General features: G+C 70.1%; 24 protein-coding genes. 16 read left to right on the forward strand and 8 right to left on the reverse strand.

The window, feature by feature from the left end; genetic code table 11:
* Together Ate02nite_RS46510 and Ate02nite_RS46515 are read left to right on the forward strand one after the other, a co-directional pair.
* Positions 1 to 217: M4 family metallopeptidase (locus Ate02nite_RS46510; protein WP_203814420.1), on the forward strand; the 217-nt coding region annotated here is incomplete at its 5' end.
* A gap of 76 nt (positions 218 to 293) precedes the next feature.
* Positions 294 to 1079 (forward strand): hypothetical protein, encoded by a 786-nt coding sequence (locus tag Ate02nite_RS46515; protein ID WP_203814421.1) that lies wholly within the window; start codon positions 294 to 296, stop codon positions 1077 to 1079.
* A gap of 306 nt (positions 1080 to 1385) precedes the next feature.
* On the opposite strand, the gene Ate02nite_RS46520 is transcribed toward Ate02nite_RS46515, so the two are convergent.
* Genes Ate02nite_RS46520 through Ate02nite_RS46530 form a run of 3 tightly spaced genes read right to left on the reverse strand, consistent with a single transcriptional unit; the run spans position 1386 to position 6574 of the window.
* Positions 1386 to 4460, reverse strand: coding sequence for a helix-turn-helix transcriptional regulator (locus Ate02nite_RS46520; protein WP_203814422.1), 3075 nt, complete (start codon positions 4458 to 4460; stop codon positions 1386 to 1388).
* A 57-nt stretch (positions 4461 to 4517) separates the two neighbouring features.
* A complete protein-coding gene (locus Ate02nite_RS46525) occupies positions 4518 to 5240 on the reverse strand; it encodes an SDR family oxidoreductase (protein WP_203814423.1) in 723 nt (240 codons plus the stop codon).
* Positions 5237 to 6574: a dihydrolipoyl dehydrogenase family protein gene (locus Ate02nite_RS46530; protein WP_203814424.1), complete on the reverse strand. Its 1338-nt coding sequence runs from the start codon at positions 6572 to 6574 to the stop codon at positions 5237 to 5239. The genes Ate02nite_RS46525 and Ate02nite_RS46530 overlap by 4 nt, the downstream gene beginning before the upstream one ends.
* Before the next feature lie 96 nt (positions 6575 to 6670).
* Here Ate02nite_RS46530 and Ate02nite_RS46535 point away from each other — a divergent pair, with 96 nt between their 5' ends.
* Positions 6671 to 7369, forward strand: a complete 699-nt coding sequence (locus Ate02nite_RS46535; RefSeq protein WP_203814425.1) for a GAF and ANTAR domain-containing protein — start codon at positions 6671 to 6673, stop codon at positions 7367 to 7369.
* Positions 7370 to 7388: 19 nt separating this feature from the next.
* Complete coding sequence (locus tag Ate02nite_RS46540) at positions 7389 to 8561, forward strand: ANTAR domain-containing protein (RefSeq protein ID WP_203814426.1); 1173 nt, start codon at positions 7389 to 7391, stop codon at positions 8559 to 8561.
* Here the strand turns inward: Ate02nite_RS46540 and Ate02nite_RS46545 are convergent.
* On the reverse strand, positions 8491 to 9504 hold the full coding sequence (locus tag Ate02nite_RS46545; RefSeq protein ID WP_203814427.1) for a fatty acid desaturase family protein: 1014 nt from the start codon (positions 9502 to 9504) through the stop codon (positions 8491 to 8493). The two genes, Ate02nite_RS46540 and Ate02nite_RS46545, sit on opposite strands and share 71 nt — an antisense overlap.
* 92 nt (positions 9505 to 9596) lie before the next feature.
* Between Ate02nite_RS46545 and Ate02nite_RS46550 the strand changes: the two genes are divergently transcribed.
* From Ate02nite_RS46550 to Ate02nite_RS46590, 9 genes are all read left to right on the forward strand, one after another.
* Positions 9597 to 10862 carry a sensor histidine kinase gene (locus Ate02nite_RS46550; protein ID WP_203814428.1) on the forward strand — a complete coding sequence of 422 codons (1266 nt, stop codon included), beginning with the start codon at positions 9597 to 9599 and terminating at the stop codon, positions 10860 to 10862.
* On the forward strand, positions 10835 to 11470 hold the full coding sequence (locus tag Ate02nite_RS46555) for a LuxR C-terminal-related transcriptional regulator (RefSeq protein ID WP_203814429.1): 636 nt from the start codon (positions 10835 to 10837) through the stop codon (positions 11468 to 11470). The genes Ate02nite_RS46550 and Ate02nite_RS46555 overlap by 28 nt, the downstream gene beginning before the upstream one ends.
* Before the next feature lie 49 nt (positions 11471 to 11519).
* Positions 11520 to 12203 carry a DivIVA domain-containing protein gene (locus tag Ate02nite_RS49670; RefSeq protein WP_203814430.1) on the forward strand — a complete coding sequence of 228 codons (684 nt, stop codon included), beginning with the start codon at positions 11520 to 11522 and terminating at the stop codon, positions 12201 to 12203.
* Between the two features lie 37 nt (positions 12204 to 12240).
* A complete protein-coding gene (locus tag Ate02nite_RS46565; RefSeq protein ID WP_203814431.1) occupies positions 12241 to 12852 on the forward strand; it encodes a GAF and ANTAR domain-containing protein in 612 nt (203 codons plus the stop codon).
* Positions 12852 to 13331, forward strand: a complete 480-nt coding sequence (locus tag Ate02nite_RS46570) for a GNAT family N-acetyltransferase (protein WP_203814432.1) — start codon at positions 12852 to 12854, stop codon at positions 13329 to 13331. Before Ate02nite_RS46565 ends, Ate02nite_RS46570 begins: the two co-directional genes overlap by 1 nt.
* A 59-nt stretch (positions 13332 to 13390) precedes the next feature.
* Positions 13391 to 14116 (forward strand): cupredoxin domain-containing protein, encoded by a 726-nt coding sequence (locus Ate02nite_RS46575; RefSeq protein WP_203814433.1) that lies wholly within the window; start codon positions 13391 to 13393, stop codon positions 14114 to 14116.
* Positions 14117 to 14141: 25 nt separating this feature from the next.
* Positions 14142 to 14723: a peroxiredoxin family protein gene (locus tag Ate02nite_RS46580; protein WP_203814434.1), complete on the forward strand. Its 582-nt coding sequence runs from the start codon at positions 14142 to 14144 to the stop codon at positions 14721 to 14723.
* Positions 14724 to 14797: 74 nt separating this feature from the next.
* Positions 14798 to 15193: a hypothetical protein gene (locus Ate02nite_RS46585; RefSeq protein WP_203814435.1), complete on the forward strand. Its 396-nt coding sequence runs from the start codon at positions 14798 to 14800 to the stop codon at positions 15191 to 15193.
* 271 nt (positions 15194 to 15464) lie between these two features.
* Positions 15465 to 16181: a hypothetical protein gene (locus Ate02nite_RS46590; RefSeq protein ID WP_203814436.1), complete on the forward strand. Its 717-nt coding sequence runs from the start codon at positions 15465 to 15467 to the stop codon at positions 16179 to 16181.
* A gap of 118 nt (positions 16182 to 16299) precedes the next feature.
* Here Ate02nite_RS46590 and Ate02nite_RS46595 read toward each other — a convergent pair whose 3' ends face one another.
* Positions 16300 to 17232 (reverse strand): NADP-dependent oxidoreductase, encoded by a 933-nt coding sequence (locus Ate02nite_RS46595; protein ID WP_203814437.1) that lies wholly within the window; start codon positions 17230 to 17232, stop codon positions 16300 to 16302.
* A gap of 102 nt (positions 17233 to 17334) precedes the next feature.
* Between Ate02nite_RS46595 and Ate02nite_RS46600 the strand changes: the two genes are divergently transcribed.
* A complete protein-coding gene (locus Ate02nite_RS46600; protein ID WP_203814438.1) occupies positions 17335 to 17889 on the forward strand; it encodes a TetR/AcrR family transcriptional regulator in 555 nt (184 codons plus the stop codon).
* A gap of 149 nt (positions 17890 to 18038) precedes the next feature.
* Here the strand turns inward: Ate02nite_RS46600 and Ate02nite_RS46605 are convergent, their stop codons facing one another.
* From Ate02nite_RS46605 to Ate02nite_RS46615, 3 genes are all read right to left on the reverse strand, one after another.
* Entirely contained in the window at positions 18039 to 18491 is a 453-nt protein-coding gene (locus Ate02nite_RS46605; RefSeq protein WP_203814439.1) for a hypothetical protein, read from the reverse strand.
* 497 nt (positions 18492 to 18988) lie between these two features.
* The gene (locus Ate02nite_RS46610; RefSeq protein ID WP_203814440.1) at positions 18989 to 19429 is read right to left on the reverse strand and encodes an SLATT domain-containing protein; all 441 of its coding nucleotides are present in this window, start codon (positions 19427 to 19429) and stop codon (positions 18989 to 18991) included.
* 158 nt (positions 19430 to 19587) lie between these two features.
* A complete protein-coding gene (locus Ate02nite_RS46615) occupies positions 19588 to 19872 on the reverse strand; it encodes a hypothetical protein (protein WP_203814441.1) in 285 nt (94 codons plus the stop codon).
* A 91-nt stretch (positions 19873 to 19963) separates the two neighbouring features.
* Here Ate02nite_RS46615 and Ate02nite_RS46620 point away from each other — a divergent pair, with 91 nt between their 5' ends.
* Both Ate02nite_RS46620 and Ate02nite_RS46625 read left to right on the forward strand, forming a co-directional pair.
* Entirely contained in the window at positions 19964 to 20917 is a 954-nt protein-coding gene (locus Ate02nite_RS46620; RefSeq protein WP_239148219.1) for a beta-ketoacyl-ACP synthase 3, read from the forward strand.
* A 209-nt stretch (positions 20918 to 21126) separates the two neighbouring features.
* Positions 21127 to 21801, forward strand: a complete 675-nt coding sequence (locus tag Ate02nite_RS46625; RefSeq protein ID WP_203814443.1) for a hypothetical protein — start codon at positions 21127 to 21129, stop codon at positions 21799 to 21801.
* Positions 21802 to 21831: the final 30 nt, after the last annotated feature.

Genomic DNA, 21831 nt, shown 5'->3' on the forward strand with positions numbered 1-21831 from the left:
CACCTCGATCACCGGTCTCGGCATCCAGAACGCCATCAAGATCCTCTACAACGCGATGCTCCTGAAGACCACCGCGTCCTCCTACCTGAAGTACCGGGTGTGGACGCTGCAGGCCGCGAAGACCCTCTTCCCCGGCAGCTGCACCCAGTTCAACACCGTCAAGGCCGCGTGGGCCGCGGTGAACGTCCCGGCCCAGTCCGGCGAACCGACCTGCTGATCTTTTTCGGATAGGCCCGTCGCACCAGGGACTCTCCCTGGTGCGACGGTCTGTCTGCGGCCGCAATGATCAACCCATGCCGTGGTTCCCCGATTTCGCAGCAGCGGCCGAACTGATGCGGCAGGAGACCCGCGCATCAGGCCGAGCCGATCCGGTAGGCCGCTACCTGACCGCCCTGACCGAGGGTGACACCCACCCGCTGGAGGACGTCTGGCCCGGCCAGGTGGTCATCTTCGACCCGAAGGCCGGCGAGGTGCGAGGCCACCGAGAGCTGCGCAACTTCGTCCACCTGAGCCGAGACCTGCTGGCCGCCCACCACGCCCGCACGTCCCCGCCGTCCTACACCACCGTCGCCGGCCGCCGGGCCGTGGTGGAGCTGGAAGCCCAGCTGGACGAGGGCGTGCCTTGGCCGCTGGCGGTGGTAGCCGATTCCCCCGACGACCAGACCATGGTCTTCCGCTCCTACTTCAGCCGCCACCCCCTGGACGGCCACCACCACCTGCGCCCCCCGATCCTCGAGGCCACCCCGATGCACCCCGACGACGTAGTGGGCCGCTTTCTGTCCGCCCTAGCCATCGGTGACGTCGTCGCCGCAGCCGCCACCTTCGCCCCCAACGGTTACCTGCGAGACCCGACCGGCGCCACTCACCAAGGCGCCGCCCTGGCGGCCTACCTAGCCGGCGGCATAGTCCTAGAGCCCTGCGCGGTAACCGACGACGGAGTGCGCTGCGCCCTGGAGTACAACTGCACCCGTTGGCGCGAAGACCTGAGCCCCCAGGCCGGCCTGGCCATCCACGACCGAACCCCCAACGGCCAGTTGGCCGCAGTCCGCCTATACGACGACATCAACCGCACCACATAGGCCCGCAGCTCGGCGCGATTTTGGCCCGATCTTGTGAAGCAGCCGTCCGGGCCGAGCAGTGACTTCACAAGGTCTGGAGCGCGGCGGCGGGCGCGGTTGCGACTGGGCTCGGGTTGGCTCGATCTTGTGGAATAGCCGTCCGGGCCGCGCGGCAACGTCACAAGATTTGAAGCCGGGCGGCGGCCGGGGTTGGGGCTGGGCTCGTGTTGGCTCGATCTTGTGGAGTAGCGGTGTGGGCCGAGCAGTGGCTTCACAAGGTCTTGAGCGCGGCGGCGGGCGCGGCTCGGCTTCGCCTGGCGGCCCGAGTCAGGCCGGGGCCTGGGCCTGGTGGCGGGGGAGTGCGCGGCGTAGCTCGCGGCGGGTGCCGACGCCCAGCTTGGCGAAGACCTTGCGCAGGTGCCACTCGACGGTGCGCGGGCTGATGAACAGGGTCGCGGCGATCTCCGGGTTGGTCAGGCCCTGCACGGCCAGGCCGGCGATCTGCTCCTCCTGGGCGGTCAGCTCACCCTCGGCGGCGACGGTCCTCTTCCGTACGGTCTCGCCGGTGGCCAGCAATTCCCGGCGCGCCCGGTCGGCGAACGCGGCCACCCCCATCGCGGCCAGCTCCTCGTAGGCTTCCCGCAGCTGAACCCGCGCGTCCGCCCGCCGCCCGGCCCGGCGCAACCACTCGCCGTACAGAAGCTTCGCCCGAGCCCGCTCGACCCGGATCCGAGTCTTCCCGAACCGCTCGATCGCCTCCCGGTAGAGGTCCTCCGCCGCCCGGCCACTGCGCAGCAGCGCCCGCCGCCCCGCCTCGACCCCGAGCGCCAGCTCCGTGCCGGCGGCCTTGGTCATCGCCGCCAGTTGCTCGAACGCCCGCCACGCCGCCTTCGGGTTCGCACTGCGCACCCCGGCCTCGACCAGTTCGGCGAGCGCCCACTTCGACGCCCCCAGCTCAACCGGCCCACTCGCCGGCTCGTCGGCCGCGGTCATCGCCTCCTCATACCGCCCCAGCCCGTTGCACAACACCGCCCGCGCGGCACCAAGCGCGCTCATCCCGGCCCCGCGCGCCTTCGCGTCATCGAGGGCCTCAGCGATCAGCCGCTCGGCCACCTGCTCATCCCCGCGAACCGCCGCCAGCCAAGCCGCAGGCACCAGCACATCCGCATGCTCGCGCCCGCCCAGCCCGTGGCCGCCCAGCCCGCCGCCCCACCCAAAGCCGCCCTGCTCATACCCGCTCAGCGTGCCGCCCTGGCCATAGCCGCCCAGCGTGCCGCCCTGGCCATAGCCGCCCAGCGTGCCGCCCTGGCCATAGCCGCCCAGCGTGCCGCCCTGGCCTTGGCCGCCCAGCGCGCCGGCGTGCCCGTAGCCGATCAGCCCGGCGGCCTGTTCGTGGCTGGTCGGCCCGGTCAGCCATCGGCTCTGCGCGACCAGCGTCGCGGCGGCGGCCAGGTCTCCGCTGTGGATCTCGAAAATGGCGCGGGTGGCGAGCGCGGACGGCAGCAGGCCGAAAGCGCCGGCGTGCCGGACGGCGTCGAGGTTGCGCCGGCTCAGCACGTCCCAGTGCTCGTCGTCCCATAGGTCGGCGGCCACGCTCGCCGCCACCCCGGCGCTGCGGAACGCCTCCCGCATCGCCAGCGCTTCACCGCCGAGGGCCCGCACCGCGCGTTGCAGCAGCGGCGCCGCGGCCGGGTAGCCGTCGGTGCCGAGTACGGCCAGCCCATCCAGCAGCAGGTCGGTCCGGCGCGGATAGCGCTCCGGCCCGGGCACCTCCCGCACGATCCGCGCGACCTCGCCCAGCGCACCGGCCCCCACCCCGCCAGCCGATCCGAGGGAACGCCCCATCCGCCCAACCTCGGAACGAGGCGACCCCCGGCGCTTGGTTTTGGCTGGTGGGCGGGCTTGGTGCTCGGCTTCGGTGAGAGCGGGTGACTCGTGTCCGGCGAGGAGGGCGGCGGACAGGGCGTCCAGGTAGGCCTCTCGGGCCAGCGTCGGGTCGATCAGGTCGAGCTGCTGGGCCGCGGCGAGCAGCAGCGGGAGCGCGTCGCCGGTGCTCGACCGGTAGGCGATGCGGCCGCGCACCAGCTTGGCTCGGGCCTGGCCGGCCTCGTCGAGTGGGCCTGACTCGGCCAGCGCCAGCAGTGAGAGCGCCTCCGCGAACGCGCCCGCGCCGGCCTTGGCCCGGGCGGCGTCCAGGGTTCGCCGGGCCCGGCGCGCCGGGTCGGGGGTGAGCGTGGCGGCCGTGGTCAGGAAGGACGCCGAGGCGGCCATTCCGCCGCGGGCCAGCGCCCGCCCGGCGGAGTGTTCGAGTTCGTCGGCGATGTTCTCGTCCGGTCCGGCGGCCGCGTGCGCGCGATGCCAGGCGTGCCGGTCCGGGTCGGTGGCCGGGTCGGTGGCGTCGGCGAGTGCCTGGTGGGCGGCTCGCCGCTCACCGAGCCCGGCCGCGCGGTAGACGGCCGCCCGCAGCAGCGGATCTCGGAACCGGACCCGGTCGTCCAGCTCGATCAGGCCGGCCTCCTCGGCCGCGGCCGCCGCGTCGGTGCCGAGGCCGAGCCGCCGGGCCGCACGCCAGAGCAGAGGAACGTCACCGGTCGGTTCGGCCGCCGCGACAAGCAGCAGCCGCCGGGCCGCCGGGGCCACCCCGGATGACAGGCGAACGGTTCCCGCGGGAAAGACCGGGCCGGGGTCGCCGCCGTAGGCGAGCTCGGTCGGGGTCAGGGTTCGGGGGACGTCGAGGATTGCTCGGGGATTGCCTCTGGCCTCGGCCATGATTCGGGCGCGGACTCGGGGGTCCAGCGGGCCGGTCAGTGCCGCTGCCAGCAGTTCGGCGGCTTCGTCGTCGGTCAGGCCGGGGACCGGCAGTTCCGGGACGTCGGGAAACGCGGAGCGGGTGGCCAGGACCAGGGCGACCGGCTCGGTGGTCAGGCGGCGGGCTACGAAGCGCAGCGTCTCCGCCGACGGGCGGTCGAGCCAGTGTGCGTCCTCGACCAGGAGGAGCAACGGGCGCTCGCGGGCCACCTTGCCCAGCAGGGTCAGCACGGCCAGGCCGACCAGCAACGGGTCGGGCACGTCGCCGGGGGCCAGGCCGAACGTCGTGCTCAGGGCGTCGCGCTGCGGGCCGGGCAGGTGGTCGAGCCGGTCGAGGAACGGGCCGCACAGCTGGTGCAGGCCGGCGAAGGCCAGCTCCCGCTCGGCCTCGCTGCCGACGGCGCGGGCGGTCCGGCCGGTTGCGGCGGGCAGCGAGGCCAGGAAACTGAGCAGGGCCGTCTTGCCGATGCCGGGCTCGCCGCGCAGCACCAGAGCCTGGCCGTGGCCGGCCCGGGCGGCGGACAGCAGGCGGCTCAGTGTGTCGCGTTCGCGTTGTCGGCCCTGGAAACCGGGCCATGCATCGGTCCAGGACATGCGCCCACCCCCGCGCTGGCCAGTCTGGCACCGGGCGAAGTGGAGGGGCAACGTGGTTCAGTTCACGAACTGCTGGCCTCCGTCGATGTCGTAGGTGGCGCCGGTGAGCGCGGTGTTGAGCATCAGGTGCACGGCCAGGGCGGCTACGTCAGCCGGGCCGACCACGCGGCCGATCGGCAGGGTGGTGCGCAGTTGCTCGCGGCGCTGGTCCAGGCCGTCGCCCAGCAGCTCGGCGGACAGTGGAGTGTCGACGAAGCCGGCCGCGATCAGGTTGACCCGGATCGGGGCGATCTCCAGGGACAGGTTGGCGATCAGCGCGGGCAGGGCGGCGGTCATCGCGGCGGTGACGGCCAGGCCCGGCGCGGGGCGGCGTCCGCCCGTACCGCCCATGAAGAGCAGGGTGCCGCCGGGCCGGACCGTGCCGATGGCCGCGCGGGCCAGTCGCAGCGGGAGCGCGACGTGCTCGGCCAGGTGCTGGGCCGCGGCGGTGATGTTCATGTCGGCCAGCAGGCCGTAGTAGGGGCGGCCGGCGGTGACCAGGATGTGGTCGATCGGGGTGGGCAGTCCGGTGAGGAAGGTTTCCAGGCGGTCGGTGTCGTTGACGTCGAACGCGGTGGTGCCGGCGGCGTCCACGTCGGCGGCGGCCCGGTCGAGTTTCTCCTTGTCGCGGCCGGTCAGGATGACCTCGGCGCCCTCGGTGCGGGCCAGTCGGGCGGTTTCCAGGCCGATGCCGGCGCTTCCGCCGATCACCACGACTGTCTGGCCATCGAGGCTGGTCATGACGTCCTCCTGACGAGGTCACGCAGGGCTTGGAAGATCGCTTCGGAGAACGTGGGGAACGGCTGGATCACGTCGATCAGTACGGTCAGCGGGATCCGGGCGCGGACGGCCAGGGTCACCTGCTGCAGCCACTCGCCGGCCTCGGGGCCCAGTGCGTAGCCGCCGGTCAGCCGCTCGCCGTCGGAGACCAGGGTCAGGAAACCGGGGCGGGTGTCATAGGCCCGGGTGTAGGTCGAGGTGCGCGGGACACCGGACAGCGGGATGGTCGCGGTGTACGGGCCGTCGGCCTCGCCGATCGCGGCGGCCTGCGGATCGCTGAAGATCACCCGGGGGACCGCCTCGTAGTGCGCCTCGCGGGCCTCGCCGAGGAGGTTGCTGGCCACCACCCGGCCCTGGTATTCACCCACATGGGTGAGTTGCCACAGACCGGTGACGTCGCCGATGGCCCAGACATTTTCGGCCGCCCGCAGCCGGGCGTCGACCTTGATGCCCCGGGGATCGGCCTCGATGCCGACGGTCTCCAGGCCGATGTCGGCGACCCGGGGATTGCGGCCGGTGGCGACCAGCAGGCGATCACCGCGCACCGTCGTGCCGTCGGCGAGCTCCAGCCCGTACCCGTCGTCGTTGAGGGAAGCCGCCACCGGGCCCGGACCGAAACGCAGCTCTATGCCGTCGGCCCGGAGGGCCTCGGCGACGCCCGCGGAGAGGGCGGGCGCCTCGCGGGGGAGCAGGCGATCGCCGCGCTGGACGATGGTGACCTGGGCACCCAGGCGGGTGAGGGCCTGGGCCATCTCGACGCCGATCGGGCCGCCGCCGAGCACGACCAGCCGTTGCGGCACCTCTTTCATGCCGGTGACCTCGCGGTCGGTCCAGATGCCGTCCAGTTCGCGCAGGCCGGGGATGGGCGGGATGGCCGCGTCGGCGCCGGTCGCGACGACGATGTGCTCGGCGGTGTATTTCGACCCGTCGACGAGCACAGTGTGTGGGCCGGCCAGCCGGCCGTGGCCGCGGATCACCTCGATGCCCGCGCCCTCGGCCCATTTCACCTGGCCGGAATCGTCGTAGCCGGACACCTCGAAGTCACGCCAGGCGAGCACCTGGGCCACGTCGATCGCGCCGGTGACGGCCTCGCGGGCGCCCGGCACCTGGCGGGCCGCGGAGATCGCCTCGCCCGGCCGCAGCAGGGTCTTGGAGGGGATGCAGCCCCAGTAGGAGCACTCACCGCCGAGCAGATAGCGCTCCACGATGGCAACCCGCAGCCCACCCGCGGCGATGGCCGCGGCACAGTGTTCCCCGGGCGCGCCGCCACCCAGCACGATTGCGTCAAAGTCCATGGATCGAGCATCACGCTTCCGTGGCTCCTTCGCCCCAGGGATACCCACTGGCCGTCCGCCGGTTACTGTGAGACACCATGCCCGGGAGGTGGCTTCGTGGCTGACGGCGCCCACCGCGATCGGGTGATTCGCCTGGTGGCGACGCACGGTCCGGATGTCACCCGGCTGTGTGACGCCTGCGTGGCTGAATTACCCGGGGTGGACGGGGCCGGGCTGTCGGTGATGACCGCACAACGCGGGCAGCACGTTCGCCACACCAGCGACCGGATCAGTGCCCGGATCGAGGAGCTGCAGCTCACCCTGGGTGAGGGGCCCTGCCAGGACGCGCACTCCGGCGGCCAGCCGGTGCTCGCCACCGACCTGGGCCACCTGGCCTGGCGGCAGCGGTGGCCGATGTTCACCACCGAGGCGCTCAAGGCCGGCGCGGCGGCGGTGTTCGCGTTGCCGTTGCACGTGGGGGTCGTGCGCCTCGGCGTCATCGACCTGTACCGCAGCGAGGCCGGCGTGCTCGCCGGCGACGAACTTTCCGAGGCGCTGGCGTTCGCCGACGCGGCCATGGAACTGTTGCTTGCCGAACAGATGCCGGGCACCGGCGAGCGCCTGTTCACCCAGCACGCAGCGGTGCACCAGGCCACCGGCATGGTCAGCGCCCAGTTGCGGATACCGATGGCGCAGGCGTTCCTGCGCCTGCGGGCGTGCGCCTACGCCGGCGAGGTCGGCCTGGACGAGATCGCTCGCCAGGTGGTGGACCGCCGGTTGCGGTTCACCTTGCCGGAAGTTGATCAGCAGCCATGACGAGGACTGGGAGGCGGCAGTGAGTTCGTCACGGGAGCAGTCCGTCGCGGATGCGTTCGCCGAGTTGTCGGACACCCTGGTAGCCGACTTCGACGTGGTGGAGTTCTTGCACACCCTCGCCGTCCGGTGTGTCGATCTCATCGGGGTGCAGGCCGTCGGGGTGATGGTCGCCGATCAGCGTGGCGGGTTGCGGGTGCTGGCCTGTTCCTCGGAAGAGAGTCGGCTGCTGGAGCTGTTCGAGGCCGAGGCCGAGGCGGGGAGCTGCGCCGACTGCTACGCCGCCGGCCGGCCGATCACCGTCCGCGAGCTCGACCCGGCCGATCCGGTCCGGGTGGCCGGGTTCCGGGCGGTGCACGCACTGCCGGTACGGCTGCGGGACGACGTCGTCGGGGTGCTCGGCCTGTTCGCGACCACACCGGGCGCGATGTCCGACGCCGACGCGCGCACTGCCCGTGCGCTGGCCAACCTCACCGGGCTGGCGCTGGCGCAACATCACGCGGTGGAGTACCGGCAGGTGCTGGCCGAGCAGTTGCAGCACAGTCTGACCAGTCGGGTCGTGGTGGAGCAGGCCAAGGGTGTGCTGGCCGAGCTGCTGGGCCTGGAGATGGCGGAGGCGTTCACCGAGCTGCGCCGGTTCGCCCGGCGGATCGGCCGGCGGCTCAGTGAGGTCGCCGCTGACATCGCCACCGGCGATTACCCGCCCGATCCGCCCGAGCCCGCCGCCGGTCGCAGCCGGATGATCCTGATCTGCCGGTTCGATCGGCTGGTGCTGCGCCAACTGCGGGCCGCGATCCGGGCCGCGGTAACCCGGCACGGCCTGAACATGTCCCAGACCGAGGCTTTCACCCTGGCCGTGCACGAGGCCGCGGTCAACGCCGTCGAATACGGTGGTGGCACCGGGCAGCTCATCCTGTGGCGGTACGCGGGCAGCCTGTACGCCGAGATCAGCGACGACGGCCCGGGCCTGCCGCCCGGTTACCGGATATCGGAGGAGCCGCCCGGCCTCGCGCCGGGCAGCTCCCGCGGGCTGTGGATGATCAACCGGATCTGTGCCGGCGTGGACATCGACAGCAGTCGCGCCGGCACTCACCTGCTGTTGCGGTACCCACTGCTGGCCGCGGTCAGCGGCTGGCCCGCAGTGGCGCCCCGACCTCGTGCAGGTGGCGAAGTGCCTGGCGGTACGACTCGATGAGGCTGGTCTGCTCGTAGGGCACCCCGATCTCCGCGCAGTACGCCTGCACGACCGGCTGTGCCTTACGCAGGTTGGGGCTCGGCATGCCGGTGAACAGGTGGTGCTCGATCTGGTAGTTCAGCCCGCCCAGCGCGATGTCGACGAACCGGCCGCCCTTCACGTTCCGCGACGTCAGCACCTGCTTGCGCAGGAAGTCCTCGTCGCCGGTCGGATGCGGCATGCCCTTGTGGTTCGGCGCGAACGTCATGCCCAGGTAGACGCCGAACAGCGCCTGGTGCACCACGATGAAGGCCACCGCCTGCAGCGGGGACAGCACGATGAACAGCGTGCCCAGGTAGACCACCGCGTGCACGATCAGCAGCGCGGCCTCCAGCACCGGGCGCTTGACCGTGCCGGCCCGGATCGCCTTGACGCTGGACACCTTCAGGTCGATGCCGAGCAGGGTCAGCAGCGGGAAGAACAGCCCGGCCTGGTGCCGGGTGATGAAACCCTTCAGGCCCCGCCGGCCCCAGGCCGACTCGGTCGCCCAGATCAGCACCTCGGGCGCCACGTCGGGGTCGAGGTCGTCGTGGTTCGGGTTGTTGTGGTGGCGGGTGTGCTTCTCCATCCACCAGCCGTAACTCATGCCGACGCCGAGGTTGCCGGCGATCCGCCCGAAGATCTCGCTGGGCCGTTTGGTGCGGAACACCTGGCGGTGGGCGAGGTCATGGGCGACCAGCGCCAGCTGGGCGAAGGCCACCGCGAGGAAGGCCGCCACGGCCAGCGTCCACCAGGAGGAGCCAACCCAGAAGAACGCGGCCCAGCCGCCGACGACCGACGAAGCAACAAGCGTCAGCCGTACGGCGTAATAAGCCGGCCGCCGCCTCATCAGGTCCAGCGCGTTGATCCGCCGGTTGAGCTCAGCGAAGTCGCTGCCGGTGTGTCGAACTGTGGATGCCGTCATCCGGCCATCCTTCGCCGGCCGGACCCGCAGGTCAGGAGTGCAGGACCCCAGCGGTTTGGGGTGTCAGCACCCTTGTGCCGGATGATGGGGGCATGAGGATCCAGGCCTGGCTCCGCACGGGTGTGCGCGCGATGGTCGACGGCCTCTTCGCGAGCGTTCTCGCCCTGCTGAACGTGCCGGTGCTCGTGCTGTGGCTGATCGGGCTGGTGCTCAGCCCGGTGCCGGTGCTCGGCACCGACCTGTTCGCGGTGACCACTACCGTGGTGCGGTGGCGGGCCAACCTCGAGCGGTGGCTGGGGGCCCGGGCCGGCATCCCGATCCGCCGGCCGTACCTCCCGCCGCCCGACCGGGCCGAGCAGGGCACCCGCACCTGGTTCCGGTGGATCATCACCGACCCGGCGACCTGGCGGGACATGGCCTGGCTGCTGCCCGGCGCGGTGGTCGGGGTCGGGCTCGGCCTGATCATCGTGGCGATCACGGCGTACGGCCTGATCGGTGTTGGTCTGTTGCCTTTGTGGTTGCATTTGGGCGATGTCTGGTTCGGCTACGGGGTGTACTGGCCGACCTCCAACAACGGCGAGGGGTGGCTGGCCCTGCCGCAGGGTCTGGCGATCCTGGTGGCCGGGCTGTTCGTGGCGCCGCTGCTGCGCACCACCGACGTGCTGTTCGCCCGCCTGTTCCTGGCCCCGACCAAGGCCGCCGAGCTGCGGTTACGCGTCGCCCACCTGACCACCACCCGGGCCGACGCGATCGACGCCCAGGCGGCCGAACTGCGGCGGATAGAGCGCGACCTGCACGACGGCGCCCAGGCCCGGATGGTGGCGGTCGGCATGACGATCGGGCTCGCCGAGCGACTCGTCCGCCGCGATCCCTCGGCCGCGCTCAAACTGCTCGCGGAGGCCCGCGCGACAAGCACCGCCGCCCTGGTCGACCTGCGGCACCTGGTCCGCGGCATCCACCCGCCGGTGCTCGCCGAACGTGGCCTGGAAGGTGCCGTCCAGGCCCTGGCGCTGAGCCTGCCGGTGCCCACCGAGGTGATCTCGCATCTGCCCGGCCGGCTGGACACCCCGGTCGAGTCGGCGGTCTACTTCGCGGTCGCCGAGGCGCTGGCCAACGTCGTGCGGCACAGCCACGCCCGGTCCGCCTGGGTGACCATCGGGCACGTGGCCGGGGTGCTGCGGGTCGCGGTCGGCGACGACGGCGTGGGCTGCGCCGACCCGGACCGCGGCACCGGACTGCACGGGCTGGAGCGCCGGCTGAACGCGTTCGATGGGACGATGGCGGTCTCCTCCCCGCCGGGCGGCCCGACCATCGTGACCATGGAGGTGCCGTGCGCGTTGTCATCGCCGAAGACCTGACGCTGCTGCGCGACGGGCTCACCCGTCTGCTGGAGGCGTTCGACTTCGAGGTCGTCGAGGCCGTCGACAACGGCCCCGACCTGCTGCCGGCGCTGCTCGGGCACCGTCCGGACGTCGCCATCATCGACGTACGGCTACCGCCGACCCAGACCGACGAGGGCCTGAAGGCGGCCATCGCGGCCCGCACCGCGATGCCCGGCTTCCCGGTCCTGGTGCTCTCCCAGCACGTCGAGCCGCTGTACGCCCGGGAGCTGCTGTCCGACCGCGACGGCGGCATCGGTTACCTGCTCAAGGAGCGGGTCTCCGACGTCGAGCAGTTCGTTCAGGCGGTGCACCGGGTGGCGGCCGGCGGCACCGCGTTCGACCCCGAGGTGGTCGCCCAGCTGCTGGCCCGCCGGGAACCACTCGCCGTGCTGACCCCGCGCGAACACGATGTTCTTAAACACATCGCCGAGGGGCGCTCGAACGCGGCCATCGCGTCCCGCCTTTTCATCACGGAGAAGGTGGTCAGCAAGTACATCAACAACATTTTCGCAAAACTGGGCATGCCGCCGTCCGACGATGACAACCGCCGGGTTCTGGCCGTGCTCAAGTTCCTGGACGCTTGATCGCGCGTACAGTTGCCATTGCTCCACCCCGCCCCGACCGAGGAGCACCGTGCCACTGACACCAGCCGAGATCCATAACATCGAGTTCGCCAAGGCCTCCATCGGGAAGCGCGGCTACGACGAGGAGCAGGTCGACGCCCTCCTCGACGAGGTCAGCACGGAAATGATCAGACTGCTGGAGGAGAACGACCGGCTCCAGCGCCACCTCCCGTCGGTTTCGGCCCCGCCTGAGGTCGACAACTCCGCGGCCACCGCCGAGTTCTCCGCGCTCAACGCCGAGCTCGACCGGGCCCGCCGCGCCTGCGCCCAGGCCGAGACGAACGCCCGCCGCTTGCACGGCATGCTCGACGAGGCCCGCCGGTCCGCCGCCGCCCGTCCGGCTCCCGCCCCGGTCGCCGACAACTCCGAGGCGATGCTCTCGATGGCCCAGCGCACCGCCGACGACCACATGCGGCACGCGCACGAGGAGTCGAACGCGCTGATCAACGAGGCCCGCGAGCGTTCCGAGCGCACCACCGACGAGGCCCGGAAACTGGCCGGCGACATCGAGTCGAACGCCCGCCGCCACCACCAGGAAGCGGCCGCTGAGCTGGGCACCAAGCGAGCCGGCCTGCTCCGCGAGATCGACGAGATGACCGAGTTCATCGAGAACTACCGGCACGCGCTGCGCGACCATGTCACCCGGCAGGGCCAGCTTCTCGACGGCACAGCGGTCGAACAGGTTCGGGTGTAGCGTTCAGTTCACGGTGCCGCCCATGATCGGAGGGCCCGTGAGCATCGACGACATCTGCCGGCAAACGCGTAACGCCGTCGGTCTCTCCTGCGGCGTCGGCCTGACGATGCTCAACGAGCTGGGCAACGCCCGCCTGGTCTGCGTCGACGGCCCCTTCATCGACTACGTCGAGCAACTCCAGATCAGCCTGGGTCAGGGCCCGCTGTTCGAGGCCGCCTGGACGGCCCGTCCGGTCCTGGTCGACGACCTGGCCGCGACCACCGTCACCCTGCGCTGGGCCGCCTTCACCGTGCTGGCCCGCCGGCAGGGCGCCGCGGCGCTGTTCTCCTTCCCGGTCCCGGTCGACGGCTTCCCGCTGGCAGTGCTCGACCTCTGCCGCAGCACGCCCGGCCCGCTCTCCGAGCCCGACCGAGCCCAGATGACCAGGTTCGCGGCCGCAGCCGCCCTGCTGATCAGCGACGGCGCGCCACCCGCCGACGGCGACTTCCGCCTCCAGCGCGCCACCGGCATCGTAATGGGCCAGATCGGCGCGAACGCCGCGTCCGCGTCCCGCCGCCTGCGCCGGCACGCCTCCGGCCAGAACCGCCCACTGGGCGACGTGGTCGAGGACGTCCTGGCCGGCGACCTCAGATTCGACTCGCACGGCTGATGCCGGTCTCGCTGCGCCGGGCCGCCACCGGCGACGTTGCCGCGATCGGGACGGTGTGGGAGTCCGGCTGGCGCGACGGGCATCTCGGCCACGTGCCCGACGAGCTCGTCGCCCTCCGCACCGCCGACACCTTCCGAGACCGCGCCGGCGAGCGGGTCGCGGACACGACCGTGGCCGAGGTCGACGGTCAGGTCGCCGGCTTCGTGATGGTCGCGGGCGACGAGGTGGAACAGGTCTATGTGGCCGCCGGGCATCGGGGGAGCGGCCTGGCCGGCACCCTGCTCGCCGAGGCGGAACGGCTCGTCGCGCAGGCCGGGCATTCGGTGGCCTGGCTCGCGGTGGTGCCGGGCAATGCCCGCGCCCGCCGGTTCTACGAGCGCAACGGCTGGACCGACGACGGCGGCTTCCGTTACGAGGCGGCCCATGCCGACGGCACCGTCGAGGTGCCATGCCGGCGCTACGTCAAACAGGTCATCTGAAGGCGCCCTCGGGCCGTACTACCCGGCGAACAGTCCCAAGCCCTGATGAGGGAGGCCTGGTGCGCCGAGCACTGCAAATGAGCCAGCCGTGGTTGACCAGCGCTGCCGTGGCGGTGGCGTTCGTGACCCTGGCCGCCTGCGGGGCGCCCGCTGCCGGGGGAGTGCCAGGCACCACGGCAACCGGCTCGCCGCCCGCCCGGAAAGCGGGGACCGTCGCCGGGATCGACCCGAAATGCACAAAGGCCACCACCACCAAGATCACCCAGACCGATGCGGCGTACGCGTTCAGCCCGGCGGCCCTGACTATCGAGCGTGGCGCCGCCCTCGCGGTCGTCAATCGGTCGAACTCCGCCCGGACGTTGTCGGCCAGCCCCGACGCGGGCATGGTGGCCAGCGTCGTCGACCCGGGCGAGCGCCAGATCATCCAGTTCCCGGACGAGGGCACCTTCCGGGTGCGCAGTGCCGGCGCGGTGCTCCGGCTGACCGTCTCCGGCGACAGCGGCTGCGGGGCACCGGCGCACGCGCTGACCATCGTCACGGCGTCATCCGGCGGCTACACCTTCGAGCCGGCGAAGGTCACGGTGGCCGCGACCGAGAACTTCGCCGTCACGAACCAGTCCGGCACGGCCCAGACCGTGGTCTGCGGCAAAGACGACGATGGCGCCAACTCCCGGCTGGCCAAGGGCGAGACCCAACTGCTGGCCCTCGACGAGCCGGGCCGCTACACATGCACCAGCAGCCAGCACAGCAGCGCAAAGGTGACCATCACGGTGAATGCCGACTGACCGCCGAGGTGCTTGGCTGTCAGGTATGCGTTCCGACATCGTCCCCGGCGGCGTGTTCCCCGATTACGCACTTCCCGACCACACCGGCACCGTCCGCAGCCTGAGTGAGCTGCAGGGCCGAGACCCGCTGATCCTGACCCTGGCCCGAGGCCACTACTGCCCGAAGGAACACCAGCAGCACCTGGAGCTGGCCGCCTTCCAGCCGAAGATCGCCGTGGCCTACACCCAGATAGTCACCATCTCCACCGACGACCACCACACCCTGCAGGAGTTCCGAGCGTCGGTGGGCGCCCAGTGGCCGTTCCTGTCTGACCCCGCCCGCACGGTCCAGCAGGACCTGGACATCCAGGAGTACACCGACCCCGACAACAACCCGATGATCCCGCACACCCTGGTGCTACGCCCGGGCCTGATAGTCCACAGCGTCTACAACGGCTATTGGTTCTGGGGCCGCCCGTCCATCGCCGACCTGTGGCGAGACCTGCGAGATGCAACCCGCGAAAGCCGCCCCGACTGGGACCTGAGCACCCCAGGCTTACGCGCCGAGTGGGAGTCCGGCAACCGTGCCCACTTCCACGGCTGGGACCGCCGCCCCGACCAATCCTGACCAGCTCCTGTCCGTGGGAGCACTCGATCAATTCGCTCTGCCGCCGGAGTGGTCTGCAACGAAGGGATCCGGAGATGGACGCTCTGGTCGGCCGCAAGCTGGTGAAGGCCGAACGTTTGGGTTGGTGCCTAGCTGGCAAACCCGACGACCTCAGCGCCGGCCCGGTGCATCTCGTCTTCGAGGGCGGCCAGGGCATCCTCCTCGATGGCCAAAGCGACTGGTCTCTGAAGTTGATGGAGACCTACCCAGAGGACCGTACGTGGCTTGATGCCTACGACTACGACTGGGAAGGCGCGCGCTGGTTGCTACGGGACGCCTCCAGCGAACCGCCCTTCGCCGCCGTCATGGCCAGACACCTCGTCGCACTGGAACCGACGTACAACGAGGTCAACGAGATGACCGGCCTCAGCCTCAACTTCGACGGCCACCCCCTGACCCTCAAAACCCGGGAGGGAGAGGTCGTTACGTGACCAGTGGACACCCTGATGAACGGCCAACGGGCGCCACGGCGTTACCTTCGGCCCCTCCCACAGAGCTGGCCCACCGGTAGGCCTATTGGGTCGTCCGCATCGATAACAACAAGAGCTTCTGCCGCTGACAAACCACCCGTTTGCCGCAGACGGGGCCTGCAAAGCAGAGCAGACATCGATCACGGTGCTGAGGCCCTGGGCGGATCGTCTATCGTGTCCGCGACCTCCTACATGGATACGCCGCGCCGTTGGAGGCGATCATGGAGGATCGATGAAACCGCGCCAGACTGCCCTGCCCGTCGTCGCCCTTGTCGCAACCCTGCTCGCTGGTTGCGCCGGCTCCGGCAGCCAGGCGGCGCCACCAGCCTCGGTCACCGGGACACCAGCCGCCCCGTCGCCATCGCCGGCGCCGCAGTCCGCACGCGACGAGTTGCAGGCGGCCCTGGCCCTGTTCCGGACCAGCACTTACAGGTACGCCGTGACCGGTGACTACCTGCCGAAGGAGAAGATCCGGGCGTCCGGCGCCCACGACCCACACGCCCGCGCGGCTACCTGGACCGACAAGATCACCGGTGGTTCGGAGGCCGGGACCAACAAGCAGATCGTCATCGGCGCCGACAGGTACCGGGCCGAGGGCGGCGCGAAGTGGAAACATCTCGCCCGTACCGATGCCACGATCGACGCGGACGATCCCGATGGCTTGAGCCGGTTCGCGGCATCCATCACCTCGACCCAGCGGACCGCTCCGCACGCTTTCAAAGGCGACCTGTTCGTGCTGGCCACCGGCGACAAGACAGGTTTCTTGCCGCTGGGAGCGCCGAGCCTGCAGTTCCCCGACAACGTCGGGGTGCAGTTCACGGCGGCCCTCGACGAGCAGGGCCGTGTCAGGTCCATCGCCATCGCGCTGAAAACCCCGGACGGAACGCTCCACCAGAACATCACCTTCAGTGGCTACGGCGAGCCTGTGACGATCAGCAAACCGGCCTGATCGGTGGTCCGCAGTGGCCTGAATCAGGCCGGCGCAGACTCCGGGGAGCGTCCGGCGCGACTGTTGCGCCCGGGCCCGCGAGTCCGGCAACCGCTCCCACTTCCACGGCGGAGACAAGCTATAGGTCGATGACGACCTTGCCGTGTACGTGCCGGCCCGCTTGAAGCTCGACCGCGGCGCGGATCTGCTCGACCGGGAAGTTCGCCGTGATGGGCACCCGAAGCCGGCCCGCCGCGACCAGGCCGGCAATCTCCTCGATGGCGCCCGGGGCGGCGTTGGCGCCGTTCGCCGGCGTGATTCCGTCGACCTGCGCGGCGATGGTGGTGATCCGCCCGGCCGGAACGCCGAGCTGAAGTGCCACCTGCGCCGTTTCCGTCCCGTGCAGGTCGATGGCCGAAGTGACACCGGCGGCCTGCAGCCGGTCGGCCAGGCCGTCGCCATAGACGACCGGCTCTGCCCCAAGAGCACGCAGGGCATTCGCCGAAGTTGCCGATCCGGTCCCGATCACTCGCGCGCCCGCGAGGCGAGCGAGCTGCACGACGAACACGCCGACTCCGCCTCCCGCGCCGCCGACGAGCAGCGTGTCGTCCGGGCCGGGCTTGACCACGGCAAGCGCGGCGGCGGCCGTGCACCCTGCGATAGCAAGGGTGGCGGCAGTGCGGTCGTCGACGCCGTCCGGGGTGCGGTGCGCATCGCCACCCACCGCAATGGTCCCGGCCACGTCGATGACGACATAGTCGGCGACCGCGCGGGACATGGCCCCGCCGAAGACCCGGTCGCCGGCCGCGAACGCGGTCACGCCAGCACCGACCTGGTCCACGACCCCCGCATAGTCGGTCCCGAACCCGCACGGCGTGCTCAGACCGAACCGGGCGGCGGTCTCCGCGTCGGAGGTCATGAACCAGTCCATCGGGTTCAGCCCAGCTGCGGTAACGCGCACCCGGATCTGCCCCGGCCCGGCCTGCGGCGCGGCCACTTCGCGAAGGCTCAGGACCTCGGGGCCGCCGAATGACTCGAGCTGGACCGCTCGGCTCAATGTTTGAACGCTCACTGGCTCTCCCTGGGTAACGGGAAACGGACTATGCTCCGTTTGCCCGAGGCGAACCGTAGCATAACCGGAGCGTGATCCGTTTTGGCTGAGTCGGAAGCTCGTGTGCCGCGAGCGGATGCGACCCGCAACCGCACCCAGCTGCTCGAAGTCGCGACCCGAGTGTTCGCGTCGGCCGACACCGAGCCGTCCATGCGCACGATCGCCCGCGAAGCCGGGGTCGGTATCGCCACGCTCTACCGCCATTTCCCCACCCGCGAGTCGCTGGTCGACGCGGTCTACCGCGATCAGGTAGCGCGACTCACCGACGGCGCCCGCGAGCTGCTGGCCCAGCTGCCCCCGCCCGCGGCGCTGCGACGCTGGATGGACCTGTTCGGCGATTGGATCGCGACCAAGAACGGCATGCTGGACACCCTGCTAGCGATGATCGAATCGGGCGAGATCGCCCACGCGCAGACCCGGACCGAACTGCTGGCGGCCATCGGCGAGTTCCTCAACGCCGGCCGCGCAACGGCCGAGCTGCGCACCGACGTCACGGCGGAAGACATCGCCGCCAACTTGATCGGCATCTTCACCGTGGCCCACCCACCCGAACACAACGCGAGGGCAAGCCGCTTGCTGAACATCCTGATGGACGGCCTGCAGCCACCAAAACCCTGACCCCCACCGCCGCCAACCCCAGACGGACACGCAACGCCATCCGCTCATGCCGCACATCGCCGTCGTACCGGGCGTATCGGTCATGTCGGCCGAACACGACAGCGTCGGGCGCCCAACGGCCGGAGCAATGAGAGCGATGCCGGCTCCGGTTATCGTGACGGCCTCGCTGGCCGGCCTGACAGATGCCGGCCGATCGCGCCGGTGAAGTCGGCCACGGCACCGCGTACCTCGTCGTAGGCATGCTGAAAGTCCTCGTCCTCGTCGTCCCACGCCCTCCACAGTGCGGTGACAGCGCCGCCCATACGCTGACGCTCCGTCTCGAAATCGGAGCCCCACGGCAGGGCGCGAAACCGGCCCAGAGCCTTCTGCCGATCCACGACGTACGTCGTTGCCGGTACCTCGTTCATCGCTTTGCCGGACCGCCGGGCGTCATTGACCAACGCGGCCTCCTGAAAGTAAGAGGTGGCCAGATCGGCGGCAGCTTCATGTAACCGAAGGAGCCATTGGCGGCGATTCTCCGCCCGGCGAGCGAAGAATTGGCCCGCCAGCACCAGCGTCCCGCCGACTATGGAGCTGAGCAGGGACAACAGCGCATTCGCCATCGAACTCACCTCCGGCCCGTAGCTGGACCCATCCAGCTTGCCGGAGTACCGGACTCCAAGCCAGTGCCGGCACTCGGTCACCGACTCCAGGTGCACGGATTTGCCGCGATCCGCTCGCTCGCGGGCTGTGGTGGGTGAAGCTGCGTCGGTCTGGTCCGAGTTCCACGCCAGGGTGACCGGGTGGTTCTTGATGTGCCGCTCGGGCTCATCGTGGAGCTATCCGGTCGAGGAGGCATTGCGATGAGCGGTGGAGTGTTCAAACGGTGCGTATGTCGATCGCCGGAGAACGGTCGATTGCTGAGTTCGCGGTGCCCGCAGTTGGGGAGCGGGGTCGCTGGAGCTGGACCTTTTACTGTGCCGTACCGGTCCTTCCCGGCCGGCGCCAGCTAGCGGCCGCGGCGACGGGCGTCCCGATCAACGGCGTCACGCGTTGTAACTGCGCCAAGAGGAGTTCGGCATCCGGACCTGTCAATAGAGAATGCGTCGCTGCTGACAACCTATCCGGACGAACGAATTTTCTTCCATTCTTGATTATGATCCGCGAAAATTTCCTGAAGACGTTCGTGGTATTTGTCGACAATTTCTATAGGAAGTTCATTTTCGGACTTGGCTTTATCGTAGTCTATTTGGTCTCGAAGTCCCCAGAGCCTGGTCAAAGTTACGGTGTTCGCGGCCCACAATTGGCGGAAGCCGAACCAAGACGTCCATGCCGACGCCACCGTCGTCAACCCGGCAGTGAGCAGGGAGAAGGCGACCAAAGCGGCGTTGTGGTAAATCGCATTCAGGCCGATGAGCAAAGTGGTCGCAGCACTGAGGACTGCGAGCATCACTGTCTGCAGTTGTGCGCCTCGCCGATAATAGTTGCGAGATCCACGAATATTATCAATGCCCCGGGAGAGGTGTCGTTCGACCAGCTGAAGAGCGTTGCTCTCACTCACGTGGTCCTCCTGGCGCGGTTCTGGTTCGAACGGTGAAGATGTGATCCGATGCCCGGTAAGAACACGACCAGAGTAGAGCAGAACTCGCGCAGAGCGGGAGTCCTAATCTGCCGCTGACCGCGCCACGGACCCGGTCCGTGGCAGTGGGCGCCGACGTTTCAGAGCCAGACCAAGATGTTCCAACCCTGGTCAGAGTCCCAGTACGGCTTCGTGACCGTCCCGCGCGGAATATCTGCAATTGTCCAAGCGCGGACCTCGTCGACCGGCTTGCTCCACCAAGACCAACAGATCCTGATCGCCGGCGATGAGACCAGGTAGTTGAGATTGAGCGACTTCACCCCGGTCGTCCCCCACATCGTGAGTTCGACGGCGAAATCTTGGGCGTCTGGGAAGTCGTCCGGGCGGATCGCGCTCAGGCCGGCGGCGGAGTTTTCGATCATCATCGGTCTCACCTTCGCACGTAGAACCAAGGGTTACCGGCCAGGAACTAAGCATTCGGAGGGCACCCAGTCGGGCATGCTTGTATTGCTTGCCATGGCCTACACCTTGCAGCGCCGCGCCGGTCACCCCGGGTCGCGCATCCTTAGCGTCGCCACCTACCGCCCGCGGACCGAGGTGGGCAACGAAACGATCGCTGCCCTGATCGACTCGAGCGATGAATGGATCCGCCGCCGCTGCGGCATCCAGTCGCGGCGGCGCGCCGCACCCGACGAGGACCTGGTCACGATGGCCGCAGCGGCCGCCTCCAAGGCGCTGGCCGGCGCCGGCGTCGATCCGGGCGACGTCTCGGCCGTCCTGGTGGCGACGATGTCCCACCGCGGCCGCGCGACCACCGCAGCACCCCTGGTGGCCGACGCGCTGGGCGCCACCGCGGCCGCCGCGATGGATCTGGGAGCGGCATGTGCCGGATTCCCGTACGCACTGGCGACCGCCGACGCGCTCGTCCGCAGCGGCGCGGCCAACTACGTGGTCCTGGTCGGCGCCGAGCGCATGACCGACATCATCGACGAGCGCGACCGCGGCACGGCGTTCCTCTTCGGCGACGGCGCGGGCGCGGTGGTCGTCGGTCCGGCGCAGACGTGCGGCATCGGCCCGGTGGTGTGGGGCGCCGACGGCTCCCGGAGCGAACTGCTGCGCTATGACGAGGCGGGCATTCTGCGCATGGCCGGCCCTGAGGTCTTCCGCTGGGCGACCTCCGTCATTCCCGACCTGGCCAGGCGCGCGCTGGACGCTGCGGGCATCTCCGCGGCCGACCTTGCGGCCTTCATCCCCCACCAGGCCAACCTGCGCATCACCACGGCCGCCGCCAAGGCTCTGGAGTTCGGCCCGCACGTCACGGTGGCCACCGACATCACCACCAACGGCAACACCGGTGCGGCCTCCATCCCCCAGGCAATGGCAGCCCTGCCCGACACGACGGGCCCTGCACTGCTCGTGGGTTTCGGCGCCGGCCTTTCGTACGCGGCTCAGGTCGTCACACTGCCCTGACCTTCAGGGGATGTCGCGCCATACAGACTGGCGGCCGTCGCTGTATCCCGTGGCGGCCGCAGCCGTGTCATCCCAGCCGTGCACTCATTTGCCGGCGTGCGTGCAGAGCTGTGCGGAGCGGTCGCCTCTGTGGTCGTCGGCGGCTTCGGTCGGTGCACGCTGGTGGCCGAGGTCAATACGCCAGCCGATATCTCGCTACGCTGCCGCGCGTGAGCTACGACCTGTACTTCTGGCCGACTGGAATCGCGGGCAATCCTCGCCGGCTGGCTGTTCGACTCGCGGATGAGGAGGCCGGCGACATCAAGCCGGATCAACGGGTGCTGGCTTTTCGCGCCGAGCTGTTACACCGCTGGCCGGAGCTGGCCGACATGATCTCTCCCTGGCACCACGACCTGGGAAAGCGACAGCCATGGGGCCGCAGCGACCTGGCCGATCGATTCGTCGGGCTGACCCTGCCGTACGGCTGGACAGACACCAGCGCCCTCCCGGCTCTGGCCGGCGCGTATGGGCTCGACTCCTACGATCCTCAGTCGGGGCAATTGACGCCGGCCCGGTCGCTGCCACCACAGCGGCGAACTTCGGACAGCGTGGAGTACGTCAGCGGGTGGGTGAGCGAGGATCACGTCGTGCGGTTGCTGCGGCAGATCAGCTTCTACATCGGATACGAGTACGACGACCTGGACGAGGTGGCACTGACCGGGGCGCTCGACGACACCGACGACGAGGTAGCCGAGAGCTGGTTCGAGTACCCGCTGGCGGGAAAGCCGGAACTCATCGTCGGGCTGGCGCGGTCACCGGGAAGTGCGGTTGTCAGCGTCCGCGTTGACGGGGCCTTGAACACGGCGCTGGCCACGCGGATAGAGACGCTGCTGGACCTGTTGTAGTTACACCCGGAACATATGACGACCGCATCC

The organism is Paractinoplanes tereljensis, from assembly GCF_016862435.1.
GTDB classification, from domain to species: domain Bacteria; phylum Actinomycetota; class Actinomycetes; order Mycobacteriales; family Micromonosporaceae; genus Actinoplanes; species Actinoplanes tereljensis.

What these genes read in the sequence shown, in the direction of transcription:
- Ate02nite_RS46515 (WP_203814421.1), top strand. Translation starts at nt 294, where the DNA reads ATGCCGTGGTTCCCCGATTTCGCAGCAGCGGCCGAACTGATGCGGCAG.
- Ate02nite_RS46520 (WP_203814422.1), bottom strand. Translation starts at nt 4,460, where the DNA reads ATGTCCTGGACCGATGCATGGCCCGGTTTCCAGGGCCGACAACGCGAA.
- Ate02nite_RS46525 (WP_203814423.1), bottom strand. Translation starts at nt 5,240, where the DNA reads ATGACCAGCCTCGATGGCCAGACAGTCGTGGTGATCGGCGGAAGCGCC.
- Ate02nite_RS46530 (WP_203814424.1), bottom strand. Translation starts at nt 6,574, where the DNA reads ATGGACTTTGACGCAATCGTGCTGGGTGGCGGCGCGCCCGGGGAACAC.
- Ate02nite_RS46545 (WP_203814427.1), bottom strand. Translation starts at nt 9,504, where the DNA reads ATGACGGCATCCACAGTTCGACACACCGGCAGCGACTTCGCTGAGCTC.
- Ate02nite_RS46550 (WP_203814428.1), top strand. Translation starts at nt 9,597, where the DNA reads ATGAGGATCCAGGCCTGGCTCCGCACGGGTGTGCGCGCGATGGTCGAC.
- Ate02nite_RS46570 (WP_203814432.1), top strand. Translation starts at nt 12,852, where the DNA reads ATGCCGGTCTCGCTGCGCCGGGCCGCCACCGGCGACGTTGCCGCGATC.
- Ate02nite_RS46580 (WP_203814434.1), top strand. Translation starts at nt 14,142, where the DNA reads ATGCGTTCCGACATCGTCCCCGGCGGCGTGTTCCCCGATTACGCACTT.
- Ate02nite_RS46585 (WP_203814435.1), top strand. Translation starts at nt 14,798, where the DNA reads ATGGACGCTCTGGTCGGCCGCAAGCTGGTGAAGGCCGAACGTTTGGGT.
- Ate02nite_RS46590 (WP_203814436.1), top strand. Translation starts at nt 15,465, where the DNA reads ATGAAACCGCGCCAGACTGCCCTGCCCGTCGTCGCCCTTGTCGCAACC.
- Ate02nite_RS46605 (WP_203814439.1), bottom strand. Translation starts at nt 18,491, where the DNA reads ATGGCGAATGCGCTGTTGTCCCTGCTCAGCTCCATAGTCGGCGGGACG.
- Ate02nite_RS46615 (WP_203814441.1), bottom strand. Translation starts at nt 19,872, where the DNA reads ATGATGATCGAAAACTCCGCCGCCGGCCTGAGCGCGATCCGCCCGGAC.
- Ate02nite_RS46620 (WP_239148219.1), top strand. Translation starts at nt 19,964, where the DNA reads ATGGCCTACACCTTGCAGCGCCGCGCCGGTCACCCCGGGTCGCGCATC.